The sequence below is a fragment of the Cohnella zeiphila genome, from assembly GCF_014212055.1.
In the GTDB taxonomy this organism is placed as follows: Bacteria; Bacillota; Bacilli; order Paenibacillales; family Paenibacillaceae; genus Cohnella; species Cohnella zeiphila.
In genome coordinates this window covers 111,117-124,367 of record NZ_JACJVO010000017.1, presented here as the reverse complement: position 1 = coordinate 124,367, position 13,251 = coordinate 111,117, and the positions used below count along the sequence as shown (strand labels likewise).

Below are 13,251 nucleotides of genomic sequence, written 5' to 3'. Positions count from 1 at the left end.
GACCTAATAATACGAAAAGCCCTCCTTTTATAGGAGGGTCTGTCATTTTAGTTTGGCAGAGGACCGGAGAAGCAGTTAGATTCGAACAGCGTACAGCGAATCGTCAGCTTGCAGGTACCATCCGCCAATCCGGTATTGGGAATCGCCAGGCCCGTCGAGGACATGCTCCCGGTATTGGAACCGCGCCGGGCTTCTGGATATGCTTACCGTTTTGTCCGCTTGGGTGTAATAGAGATACGATTTGTCGTTAAACGTGAACGCCACCGTTCCATCCGGCCCCAACTCGTTAATGGCGAGGGGGGCAACTGTCCAAGACCACCAATCGGGGCACTCAAAAACCCGCTTTACCGCGCCTTCCGGCGACCGGACATTCACGACCTTCCGTTTTATTTCTTTATTATACTCGATATAAGCAATCCACCCATTGTTAATCAAATACAGATCGTGGCCGGCTGTGTGAGGGTTCACCGATAATGTGGCGACCGAATTATCCACATTGCGCAAACGGAGCACCCAACTTAATCCGCCATCCCTCAAGAAAAGTTCCGAATAGACGATGCTTTTTCCATCCGTTAACGGCCCGTAAAAGCCCAAGTCCCATCCTAACCACTTGGGCACTTTAGCGGAAGGAGTCGCCAGTTGCGTCACGGTTCCGTCGGGAAGCGACTGGTAGAGAGCGAGCGCGTTAACGGGGGCGCTCGGAGCCGTGTAGATCATGGTGCCGTCGGCCGAGAACTCGACCCTGTCATAGCCGAGCTCTCGGGTTTGTCCCGTCGTCAGATCCACATTATGATGACTGAGCAACGCAACATTTCCGTTTCCCGTCACTTTGAAAAGATCTTCGCCGGATGCAATTTGCACGGCCTGACCGTTCTTCCAATTGAATACCGTTTGAACTCTTGGCCATATTTCCGTTCTAGGATCGGTATTCAGGTTGTACACGACGCTTTGCGCAGACAGCTTCGCTTGATGGATGATATCGGTCGATCCGGTACCGTCGTAAACCTTATCTTGCGTGCCATCCGTGCGGTTGTATAACCAAAGCACTTTATCGTTCTCTTTCCAAATAATACGAGTGGCGTCAAAATCGAGGATGGTTCCGTTAAATTTATTAAGGAGCAATTTGGTTGCTTCGTCATTAGCATCGGCGGCGGCCTTAAAAGGGAGCAAAACCAGCATCGGTAACAGGAATGCCAGAACGTAAGGTATCCATCGTCGCATCATGGAATAAGCGCCTCTCCTTTGTCTACATGATTGGCCCCGGCTCAAATTCGAATTCCGTACAAGGAATCTTCTTCGTCGGCCCTCCCTTCATGGATTTGCCATATGTCTACCATATTACGGAAATCTGTTAAAATAAATTACTCTAAAGGAGTATATTGAAGAGACTCGAAAGCGCAATCACTGAAAGAGAAGGCGAATCGCCCGCAGCGAATGGCCCGGTGCGGCTGCACCGGGCCATTGGCCGAAATTGCTATGACCGGGGATAATCGATCTGAACCGGCTTTCCGGCCCACGCCCGCTTTGCGGTCCAATCCGCTTCCCCTTGCCAGAACGAATGCTCCGGCGGCAAGCCGAGAGGCAGAAATACCGCCGCGCATAAATACAAGCTGCCTGTTGAAATGTAATCTTCGCCGAGACCCTGCTGATCGCCGCAAAATCCGATCCGCAGCCAGCCGTCCGGGTCAAAGGTGCCCGGAGCTTCCATCATGCGGCGGATCACTGCCGTCAGCGCGCATCGAACCTGATTCGGAGCGATCTCCGCCGGAAGCCAATCTTGCAGCGCAGCCTGGGACAGCAACTGGAACGCGCCGAACCGGTAAGCAAGCGACCGCCCGATCGGAGGAAAGGTGCCTTCCGGAGAAATCAGACGTTCCAGTTGCGCCGCATGGCGGGCCGCCCGGCGAATAACTTCGGGCGCAAGCTGCTCCCAGTCCGGCATCTGCGACTCCATCGTCCGCAAGATATCGATCAGCATCGGATGAATGACGAAGCTGTTATAGTAGTCCCAGTGAAATTCCGGGCCATCCCCGTAGACTCCGTCGCCTAAATACCATTCCTGATGCTTCTTCAGAGCGTAATCGATGCGCATCGGATCCCACTCTTCGCCGAGCAGGCATAACGCCGTCTCAGTCAGTGCTGCGAACAGCAGCCAGTTGTTATAGGCCGGCTTTCTCGACCGGGTAGCCTTCAAACAGCCGACAACATTTCGTTTCACGCGCCCTTCCAGCTTGCCAAGCAACTCCTTCGGCGCTCGGATCATGGCGTGAGACAGGAAGGCAGCATCGACGATAGGCTGATCGCCGCGCGCAAAATTCATCAAGTCCGGGGACGAAGGGTCGGTAGCGGCATCCACGGCTTCTCTAGCCAGACGCGCCATCTCCCTGCGGCATTCCTCTTCCTCGCCGGATAATCCCGTCAGCTCCAGCCAAGGGGCCATCCCGGCGAGCAGCCGTCCAAGCGCCTCCAGGTAAGTATACTCGCCTCGATCGTCCCGTTTGCCTTGAACGGGCATCCGCTCCTTCAGCTTGCGTTCGGCTAGCGCCTCCAGTACCGGCTTGCCGATCCGCAGCATCCATTCCAGCCATTGCTCCCGATCCGTTGCCGTATGAACCATGCGCAAACCCCCAATCGTTCCTGCCAAAGCCGGAGGACCGGCTCCTATTGCCCGAATACGTCCCGTATCGCTTCCAAATAGGCCATACCGTACCGGGTATCCGGCTCCAGATAACTGCCCTCCGTCCATTCGTTCCACGAATTGATGGTGAGGATCTTCGGGTTGGTCACGCCTTCATCGAGGAATTCCTTGGCCTGCTGGAGCGCCAGTTTGAATTCCTCGGGCGTATTTCCGGTCAATATCGGCGTGAACGGATAGCCCAGATGGTCGAACCGGTCGGTCCGGATCGTCCGCGGACTCGAATCCCACCCCATCGATACATTCGGGAAATACGGAAGCTCGTATTCTTGCGTAAAGATATCGAAGTCGCGGACGGACAATTCACGAAATTTCGCATAAGTATAAGCCGGGAATTCCGGTATCTCATGATGATGAATCCATACGTATGAGGTGGCGCTGTCAAAGCCGAGCCGGTTGATCAGATCGTTCAGATTCTCTACCTTTTGCTCGGACGGAAGATTCGGCACCGCCCATACGATGGCGTTCAAGTGAAGCTCGCCCAGCCCCGCCTCCCGCACTCGCTCCCGGAACCGATCGAGCTGCCGTCGCGTCTCTTCGACGCTGTTGCCGAACCCGGCCAGCAAGCTCGGCAAATCGTAAATCGAGAAGTATAACCCCCCGTTCACTCGCCAGTAAGATTCGCTGTTGAAGTATTTTTCGATCATATAATCGGTCGCGTCCAGGAACTCGCGCTCGGACGCCGCGCCCGTCGTGCGCTGGGGATACGGCCTGCAGCGGGTAGCCGGATGAATCTCCAGCCAGTCGTGATTCGCCCACATCAGAGCGAACTTCAAGCCGTTCGGGTTAGCAGCTCGCAGAAATCCTTCCTCCAGCGCCCTGTGCAAATAGGGACGGTTATCGTACCAGTACCAGTCAAAGATGAAACAATCGATTCCATGCTCCGCCGCGGCTACCATTTTCCGCCCCATGACACGAGGGTCCGCTTCGTCTTCATAACCCCAGAGCGGAACTTTCGGCTGCTCGTGCCCCTGGAATCGCGGGGTTGCCGCTTTGACCAGCTCCCACTCGGTCCATCCCTTTCCGTGCCACTCCTCGTTGCGCGCATCGACGTGATAATTCGGAAAATAGTACGCCGCGACTTCAGCCGATCCCTTCATCCCGATTCATCCCTTCAATTGATTCGCGTCTCGCAGCAATAGATGAGCGGCCCCGTCTTCGATATGTTTGCCTTCCTGCGCCGAGACTTCGTTGATAAAGGCTTTAAGGTCTCCATGCTCCAATTTTTGCTGCAAGCCGGTCAAGATCCCGTTATTCTCGATCCATCCTTCAGCGGTGAAAATCGTTAACAGCTTCTTCACCGAATCCACGCTGGTCTCGATCCGGAAGCTGACCGACTGCGACGCCGGGTTGCCGGCCTGATCGACGGCGGTTACCTTCATTACGTGCGTGCCGAGAGAGAGCGTATAGAGCGGCAGGTCCGCATCCGCCCTGATCGGTTGGCCGTCCAGAAGAATGACGGTTTGCGCAGCGTCGACGCCCGACTCGGCATCCGTTACTTGAATTTGCGGCGTCAACACATCGGCGGTCTCGTACGAACCCGGTTCAGGCGCGGCGATCGCAATCGCAGGCGGCGTGACATCGGGACGCAGCACCGACCGGATGGCATCGAGCCTGCCCGTATCCGGCTGACCGTCGGTTCCGAGCGTGGGCAGGATCCAGCCTCCTTCATCGTTCTCGTTCCAGGCATACATCAGAATCGCGTTCGGGATGCTTGACGAGCGATGGCTGTCGTTCCAGTCCAACGCGTTCTGAAGATTCTCCGCGATCTCGTCCGGCGTTGCGGTTTGCGCCCATGAGCTCGCGCCATAACTGGTCCAGCTGACCGGATGATCGATGCGCGGCCGAGGGTCCCAGCCCGTCGATACCGTCGGGACGACCTGCACGCCGTAACCGGCCAGCAGGTCCCAATTGCGCCGGTCGTTCGCGATCATATCGGAATACGGCGCCCCGCCTTCGACCGGATTGACGTAGCTGCTCAGCGCGTCTCCCTCCATCTGCTTCATCACTTTGCCGCTCGCTCCCATGATGACGATATAGGGTTCGGGGACGCCCTGCCGTTCGCTTTCCGAGCGCAACGTATCGACGATCGTTTTATTCGTGCTCCACACATAAACGAGAGGTCTTCCGTTCAACACCTTCTCGTAATTCGATGTCTTAAATTGCGAGACCAGCCAAGGGTAGTTGTTCAAGCTGAAGCCGGACGCGCCCAGAATCGCGCTCCATTTCACATCGTCCTTGTGTGCGCTGGACAGATACAGGTCCCTCGCTGTCGGAGATTCGTACATGACAAAAGCCCAGTAGTCGATTCCTGCCTCCTTGGCGTATGCAATCTCTTGATCCACGATCTCCTGCGTATATAAGGGGATGCTGACGGAGTCGGTTCCGGTAACGGACGCATACCAGGGAAGCCGGAAATGGTATTTGTCCGGCGACAGCGTCATCTGCGTCTCGGAGCCCGGATTGCTCGGGTCGGCTGTCGCTCCCCACCAATCCCACCGGATCGCCCCTACTTCCGTCTTCTCTTGCCGGTCATTGGGATCTTGAGGAATCGGGTCGGGAATATATTCGGAATAGACGCCGGTCGTGTTGTATACTTCCACCTGGTTGATCCGCGCGACGGTAGGCTGCTGCACGTTGCCCTCGGTCATGTACACTCTTAGTTTCGAACTGCTAACCGGTGCAAACAAATGTGAATTATGATCCGTGGTATTATTCGTTACCTTGGGAAAACAATCGATCCAATCCGTTCCGTCCCAATACTGGATCTCGTATTCTGCTTGCTCGTATTGATTCTTGGTAAAAAACTCCACTCTGCTGAACGTTACCGTTCTGCCGAAATCAATGACTACCCACTGCGGTCCTTGAGATACGTCCGCCGCCCAGCCATGGAATGAAACGGTATCCTCCGTTCCATCCGTAATATAAGATGGGCTGTACGCGTCGTTCTGGGTGCTCGAAGCCGTTACGGCGCCGTTCAAAGCCAGATTGGGGTCATGATACGCCTCTACCTCGACGATACGCGCCACGTCTTGTTCATTCACGTTGCCTTCCGTCATATAGATCCGAAGCTTGGCGGCCGTAACGGTTTTAAACACATACGAAAGATGGTCCGAGGTATTGCCGGTCACCTTATTCATCAGGTTGATCCAGCCGGTGCCGTCCCAATATTGAATCTCGTATTCTTTCTGTTCGAACCCCGTACGGGTATAAAATTCCAGTCTGTTGAAGGTCGCATTCGACCCGAAATCAATGACAAGCCACTGCGGCCCCTGCGAGACGTCCGCCGCCCATTCGGGCCCGTTGGCCGTATCGGTGTCGCCATCCGTTATAGAAGAAGGACTATAGATGCTGTCTAGCGTACCGGAAGCGGTCACCGGCTTGTTCAGCGCGAGATTGACGCTGGAGTCTCCCGATGGCGGCGGCAACGGGGTCGAACGGTCCGTGTTCACCAAGCTGAAATCGTCGACGTAGAGATCGGCCAGACACTCGGTGCCGCCGGTTCCGGTCTGGACATACAGCTGCGCATAATTCAACGAACCGTTCCAGGAGATGTCGACGGTTCCCTCCAGCTTGGCATAGCCGTTCTCGTTAATGGCCGCGCGGCTCGTGGTGGCGTAATGATCCGCTCCGTCATTATATTTAATGACAAGCAGCGGACTGCACGAGCCGCTACCGAGCGGCGCCGCCAGCTTCACGTAAGCGCTGAATCGATAGTGGCCGGCTCCATAGCTCCGAAGGGCGGCCGTCACATTCTGCACAGCCGCGCTCCAGTCTTTGCTTCGGTTGGCGATCTTCAATGCGGAGCCGCCGGAATGAGCTTGCGTCGTATCGGGCGTCAAGGTCGCCAGCTGTGCATCCCAGCCTGTTGTGCCGTTCTCGAATCCCGGATTGACCAGCAATTCGGGACTTTGCGTATCTGCGAATGTCGTCGGTCCTCCCGCCATGTACAACGTACTGAGCAAGGCAAAGACTAGAATGAACATTTTTTTGAACATGTTCCTTCACCATCCTTTTCGATTCGCTATCCTTTTACGGACCCCGCGACAAGGCCCTTCAACATATAACGCTGCGTGAAAATAAACAGGACAAGCAGCGGAATCATCGCCAGTATGCAGAGAGCGAACACGGGGCCGTAATTCGTCGACTGCTGGTTATACATGAACTGGACGATCATGGGCATCAGCGTCATTTTCTCCGGGGAGTTGAGGAAAATGAGCGGCGTCACAAAATCGTTCCAGATGCCGTAAACGTTGGTGAGAATGAACGTGCCCGTCGCCGGCAGCAGCAGCGGGAACAGGAGAACCCAGAACATGCGGAACGGGCCGCAGCCGTCGATGCCCGCCGATTCCTCCAGCTCGCGCGGAATCGATTTGGTGAACGCGGAATACAGGAACGTGGCGAACGGAATGTGCCCGGCCGCGTACAAGAAGACAAGCGCGGTCCGCGTATTGCCGAGATGCAAAGAGTTCACCAGCTTGAACAGAGGAATGAGAGATCCGACGGTCGGGATGATCATGCCGGTCATGAACAGCAGGAACACGAGGCGGAACAACCGGTCGCTGCGCCTGGCGAGCGTATAGCCGGCCATGGACGCGATTACGATGGTCAGTCCGAGGCCGCAGGCCGTTACTATGGCCGAATTGGCCAAGCTGCGGAAGAAGTCGCCGCGCAGCGCCTGGCCGTAATAGTCGAGATACAGCCGGTCCGGCAGCGTAAGCGGCTTGTAGAAGATACCCGGGTGCTTGACGGACATCTGAAGCAAATACAGAATCGGAAACAAAAACAGCAGCCCGACGGCGATAAGGACGATCTCAACCCAAAGGGAAGCCCGTTTGCGTTCCATCAGAGCTCCACCTCCCGTCTGCGCGTCACGGACAACTGGACGACGGACACTACAATGATACATACCGCGAGAAAAATGCCTCCGGCCGTCGCGTACCCGTAATTATTCTCCCTGAAGGCTGCGTTGTAGACGGCCAGGAACAGCGTGTAGGAAGACGTGCCGGGTCCGCCGTTGGTCATAATGTACGGCAAGTCGAACAGCTTCAGCGCGCCGACGACCGTCAGGAACAGCACGATGGTCACGGTAGGCATCAGCATCGGCAGCGTAATATTTCGGAATAGCGTGAAGCCTCTCGCTCCTTCCAGCTCGGCTGCCTCGTACATATCCGGCGGGATCGACTGGAGGCCGGCGAGGTAGATGACGGCGCAGAACCCGATCGCCTGCCACTGCGAGAGCAGGATGATCGTCGGGAACGACGTCTTGAGCGTGCCGAGCCAGTCCCGGGTCCACGATTCGAGTCCGAGCCGATTCAAGATTTCGTTGAAGAAGCCGTCGAACTGCAGCAGCTGTCCCCATACGACGGAAGTGACGACAAGACTGACGATGACCGGAAAATAGATCGCCGTGCGAATGAACGCGCCCGTTCGGAACCGCTTGTTGATCAGCACCGCAACGAGCAGCGCCAGCGGGTTCTGGACGACGATGCCGAAGACGGCCATCTTGAGCGAATTTTGCAAGCCGTCGGTCATGTGCGGATCGGTGAACAGGTTGACATAATTGTCCCATCCGATGAACTCCGGCTTGCCGCTGCCGTTCCAAAGGGTGAATGAGTAATAGACGCTTTCGAGAAACGGATAATAGAAGAAAAGTAGGAATACGGCCAGCGCCGGGAGCAAAAACAGAACGCCCGTCCAAAACTTCCTGCGATTGAGATTCATAGTAGCGGCGGCTCCTTTGCGAAGATGAAGCGCGTCCAGCCGCCGTTCGGCCGGACGCCGGTACGTGCCGTCGGCCGATCAGTACGGAAGCACCACGGTCGCCTTGTCTTTCTCGAAAGCGTCCTGCACGGCCTTCAGATCGGAAGGATGGAACGGTGCGCCGGAGATCACCTTCGTGACAAGATCCGTCATTGCAGTAGTAGCGCTTGTCGGGATAAAGTCTTCAATTCTGTTGGAAAAAGAGGATTTATCCACATACTGTTTCAAGGTATCCATGACCGGATCGTCAAACTTGACCTGCACGTCCGTGAAGTAAGACAGCGCGCCCTCGCCTGCGAGCCATGACCCCAGAACTTCCGACGAAGTCATAACATCGAGAAGCGCCTTGGACTCGGGGACCAGCTTCGTCTTGGCGTTGATGGCCAGACTTGCGTTGGTGCCGACCGGAACTTGGGTATTGCCTTTGTCGTCCATGAGCGGGAAGTACCCGAGCTGGAACGGCTTAAAACCGCCTTTTTGAATATTATCCTTGTTTGTTCCGGGCATATAGGGACCCTGCACGATCATCCCTGCATCGCCGGAAGCGAACAGTTGAGCGGAAGCCGGCCAATCGATGCTGAGCGCGTTTTTGTTGAAATAACCTTTTTCCTGCATGGTTTGAAAATTTTTAAAGACCGCCTGAATCGCCGGGTCGTCGAAATTGATCTCGCCATTGTACATCTTCATACCGTAATCGGTATCGCTTGCAAACCCGTAGGATTGGAGCCACAGCGACATGAACAACTGCGCCGTCCAGACGTCTTTGAATCCAAGCGCAATCGGCGTTTTGCCGGCCGCCTTCAGCTTCTCGCAGACGTCCATAAATTCCTGCACCGTCGTCGGCGGTTTCAGACCAAGTTCGTTGAATAGGTCCATGTTGTACCATACGCCCCCGGCCGGGGTGCTTCCGAGCGGCACGCCGAACAATTTGCCTTCATAGAGGACGGCGGGAGATTTCTTGCCGGCATCCGTCAGGCGGCTGACTATCGGTTCGTTCGTTAGATCCATGAAATTGCCGGCTTTGAACCAGTCCTTCTTCTGAAAGAAAGTGACGTCAGGCGCGGAATCGGAAGCAAACTGCGCCTTCAGCTTGTCGAAGTAGGTGGCGCCGAGCGTAATGTCCCACTGAATTTTGGCGTTGGGATAAAGCTTCTTGTAGCCCTCTTCAACCGCTTTCATGTATGCCTGCTGGTACGGGCGGTCGTCGAGGAACCAGGAGCCGACGCGGATCGTAAACTCCTCGTCGTTCGAAGCGGCCGCGTCGTCTTCGCCAGTATGGTCTGCCTCGACGGTTGCCGACTCGCTGTTCACCGGCGTTCCGCTCCCGTTGGAAGCATTGCCCGAGTTCCCATTACTGCACGCCGCCAGCACAAATATGACGCATAGCACGGCTAACAGCGACGAGATTGCTTTCTTCTTCAATGGACGCACCCCTTCTTGACGCATGATCGCTTACATCTCTATCTTAGTAGGGATAGGAGAATCGTTCGATGGCTGGGTTTTGGTTTTTCTTTATTGCAATTTACCGCCGGCCTGACGCTTGTATTCGCTCGGCGTGAATCCCGCCATTTTCTTGAAGAGCAGGCTGAAGTGGGCCGAATCCTTGAAGCCGACAGCGTAAGCGATCTCGTAAGCCTTGAGGTCGTCGCTGAGCAGCTTGACCTTGGCCGCCTCTATGCGGCAATCCCAAAGCATATCCGTAAAATTGACGCCTGTCTCTTTCTTGATCAGACGGCTCAGATAGGAATAGTTCACGTTCAGCCGTTTCGCCACCGCTTGCAGCGTGAGCTCGGATGCATACTCCCGGTCGATGATCATCTTCGTTTCCGCAACGAGCCGCTTGGGAGACTGCGACAGAAGGCGGCGGATTTCTTCCGCGTTATCCAGCAGGTAACGTTCAAGCGATCTCATCATATCCGTCAGGATCAAACTGGAAAGCATCGTTTCCCGGATTTCGACCGCCGTCCGGGCGTCCGGTTCGATGCCGAACTCCAGCAGCACGTCCTCCGACCGTTCGATCATCCCGATGCAGAAATGCTGGATATCCTTACGGCTCGCGCCGACGGACAGCATGCGGCGGTAGGCGGCGGAGATCGAAGCGCGGATGCCGTCCGTCTCGCCGGTGCGCAGAAGTTCGGCCACCCGATTGACCGACGAGAGCGACTCTTTCTCCTTCTCGCTGACGATCGTCTCGATCGCATCGAAGGCAAGAACCGTCTTTTTGCCGAGCAGCATGCGATAATCCATGCAAACGCCGGTTTGCCCGATGGCCTCCGGCAGATCGAGAAAGGAAGCCATCGTCCGGCTGATGCCGACCGAAACGCTCAGTTCTTCCTGCGATTCGCACGCTTCGATCATTCGCTTCGCGAAACCGATGCTCCGGGAAGCGTCCGTTTCCGAATCCGACCGGCACGGCAGAAGCGCGTAGACCCCGCTTGCGGTTTCGGACATCCAGACCGTCGTTCCTTCCCGTTTCGATACGGTCTCCAGCGCCTTGCGGACCTGCTTCAGCGCGAACGGATTGCGCGAATAGGGCGAACCTTGCGCATGATCCAGCTCGGCATAGAGCAGGACAAAATTCCCGTCTTCGATCCCGCGGCCCAACAGCCATTCCCGCTTCTGTTCCGCCGCCAGCGTCTCGCCTCCGATCGCCATAAAGAACGAATCCTGCTCCAGCCAATCGTCGCGCTCCCTGGCCCGCAGCTGTTCCACCGCGTTCACGAGATCCTCCGGCCTGAACGGCTTGGTAATGAAATCGGCCGCGCCCAGACGAACGGCTTGTCTCGCATACTCGAATTCATGATGCGCGGTAAGGAAAATAATCGGCAGATCGGGACGCGTCGTCCGGACCGCCTCGGCCAGCGCAATGCCGTCCATGACGGGCATGCGAATGTCGGTTAACAATACGTCGGGACTCGTTCTCTCCACGAGTCCGAGCGCCTCCTCCCCGTTGGCGGCCGTTCCGACAATCGTGCACCTTGCCTGCTCCCACTGCGGCAAACCCGCCAAATAGTCGCGGATTTCGGACTCGTCATCGACGACAAGTATACGCATCCTTATTCCTCCCCTGTCTGGTTCCAAAGCTGGATCGGCATCTTCAGCGTGACCGTTACCGTTCCTTCCGCGTCCCGGCCGAGCTTGGCGCCGTATACGTTGCCGAAATGATGACGAATCCGCATATTGACATTTTCCAGACCGGAACCCAAGCCTTTCTTGCCCGGCCGACCGGGACCCGAGCCGCGATCCGACCCGACGGGCGGGGCCGGATTGCGGACTTCGATCGCCAGCATATACTCTTCTTCCTTTGCCTCGATCTCGATGCGGCCGCCGTCCGGCAGACGGTCGATGCCGTGGATGACCGCGTTCTCGACGAGCGGCTGCAGCACCAGCTTCGGCACTACGGCCTGCCGAAGCATCTCCGGCAGAACGATGGCGTGCTGCATCCGTCCGCCGAACCGGTATTGATGAATCTGCAGGTACTTTTCCGCGAACGCGAATTCCGTCTCGAGCGGTACGAACTTTTCTCCAGGGATGATAGAGAACCGGAAAATGCTCGACAGCTTCTGAACGATATCGGGCACATACCGCGCCTTGTCGGGGTTCTGCGACATAATGCTGATGTATTCCAGCGTGTTGTACAGGAAATGCGGATTGATGTACATGCGGATCGCTTTCAGCTCGGCCTCCCGCACCAGAAGCTCGTTCTTGTAATTCTTGTCGATCAAGTCCTTGGTCCGCAGCACGAGCCGGTTGTAGCCGTGACAGAGCATGGCGATCTCATCCCTCGTCGCAACATCCTGGAACAGCTGGTATTCCTCATTCTCCGCGCGGCGCATCAGCCGGGTAAGCCGCTGGATCGGATCGGTCACGCGCCTTAGGATCAAATACGTCACGACCAGAACGGCCAGCCACGCCAGGAAGGTGAGCGTTGCGGAGAACAGCGCCTGCTTCTTGACGATCTTATCCGTGCCCGGTGTCGCCAGCCGAATGTAACGGTAGTCGGCATACTGCGACTTCTGCCGAATCAGCAGCTGCGTTGCCGGTCCCCGCACATCCAGCACGCTTCCGATTTCGTCCGGATCGGAAGCGGAGAGAATGATGTTGTCCGAGCTGGTGATGTAGAAGGTGCCGGGCGCAAAGTCGGCATACACGTTCTGCAGACTCGAGGGAAGCAGCGTGACGACGAGACGTCCAAGCAATTGATCGGTATCGGCCGTGTTGCCGATCCCGTAAATGTTCATGTCGCAAGCCATTCGTCTAGCATCGGTAAAAAAAGCCCATTCGGGCATTCGGTCGAATTCGAAAGGCAGGAGGCGGTAAGCGGAAGGGTATTGCAGCGTGCGGCTGCCGTCGATGCCGACGACCCGATCGTCCGGCGTGATCAAATACATGCTGTCCACGAATGGACCGATGGTTCGCTTGAGTTCATTCCGTTCGACTTGCAGCACGTCCTTTACGCTCTCGAGCAAGTTGAACCGGTTTTCGTCATTCGTCGCGTTGGCGTCGGTTTGTCGATAGAGTCTCAAATAGGATTGGATCGTATCCCGTTCGCCTATTTCCAGCATCCGCTTCTTGATGGCGAGAAGCGGGGCGTCGATCGCCGACGCGGCTGCGGCAAGCTCTTGTTGGGCGTCCTCCGCCGCTTTCTTGCCGATCAATTGGCTGGAACGGTAGTAGAAGGTGGTGCTGACGACGATCAGCGGAACAAGCGTAAGCAGCGAGTAGATGATCAGCATCTTGTAGAACAGCCTCGAGCGGATCGAGTTGACGAAATCGAATATCAAGTTTGTCAT

At 56.3% G+C, this 13,251-nt stretch carries 9 protein-coding genes; all 9 read right to left on the bottom strand.

Features of this window, described 5'->3' with window-relative positions:
• Nucleotides 1-75: 75 nt before the first annotated feature.
• The 9 genes from H7C18_RS14695 to H7C18_RS14655 all read right to left on the bottom strand — a co-directional run bounded on the left by H7C18_RS14695 (nt 76) and on the right by H7C18_RS14655 (nt 13,251).
• Nucleotides 76-1,224 (bottom strand): hypothetical protein, encoded by a 1,149-nt coding sequence (locus tag H7C18_RS14695; RefSeq protein ID WP_185129828.1) that lies wholly within the window; start codon nt 1,222-1,224, stop codon nt 76-78.
• A gap of 250 nt (nt 1,225-1,474) precedes the next feature.
• On the bottom strand, nt 1,475-2,617 hold the full coding sequence (locus tag H7C18_RS14690; protein ID WP_185129827.1) for a DUF2264 domain-containing protein: 1,143 nt from the start codon (nt 2,615-2,617) through the stop codon (nt 1,475-1,477).
• 44 nt (nt 2,618-2,661) lie between these two features.
• Nucleotides 2,662-3,795: a glycosyltransferase WbsX family protein gene (locus H7C18_RS14685; RefSeq protein WP_185129826.1), complete on the bottom strand. Its 1,134-nt coding sequence runs from the start codon at nt 3,793-3,795 to the stop codon at nt 2,662-2,664.
• 6 nt (nt 3,796-3,801) lie between these two features.
• Complete coding sequence (locus H7C18_RS14680) at nt 3,802-6,693, bottom strand: discoidin domain-containing protein (protein WP_185129825.1); 2,892 nt, start codon at nt 6,691-6,693, stop codon at nt 3,802-3,804.
• A 26-nt stretch (nt 6,694-6,719) separates the two neighbouring features.
• The gene (locus tag H7C18_RS14675) at nt 6,720-7,541 is read right to left on the bottom strand and encodes a carbohydrate ABC transporter permease (RefSeq protein WP_185129824.1); all 822 of its coding nucleotides are present in this window, start codon (nt 7,539-7,541) and stop codon (nt 6,720-6,722) included.
• Complete coding sequence (locus tag H7C18_RS14670) at nt 7,541-8,419, bottom strand: carbohydrate ABC transporter permease (RefSeq protein WP_185129823.1); 879 nt, start codon at nt 8,417-8,419, stop codon at nt 7,541-7,543. The genes H7C18_RS14675 and H7C18_RS14670 overlap by 1 nt, the downstream gene beginning before the upstream one ends.
• Before the next feature lie 78 nt (nt 8,420-8,497).
• A complete protein-coding gene (locus H7C18_RS14665) occupies nt 8,498-9,880 on the bottom strand; it encodes an ABC transporter substrate-binding protein (protein WP_185129822.1) in 1,383 nt (460 codons plus the stop codon).
• Nucleotides 9,881-9,970: 90 nt separating this feature from the next.
• A complete protein-coding gene (locus H7C18_RS14660) occupies nt 9,971-11,512 on the bottom strand; it encodes a response regulator transcription factor (protein ID WP_185129821.1) in 1,542 nt (513 codons plus the stop codon).
• A 2-nt stretch (nt 11,513-11,514) separates the two neighbouring features.
• Nucleotides 11,515-13,251, bottom strand: a complete 1,737-nt coding sequence (locus H7C18_RS14655) for a sensor histidine kinase (RefSeq protein WP_185129820.1) — start codon at nt 13,249-13,251, stop codon at nt 11,515-11,517.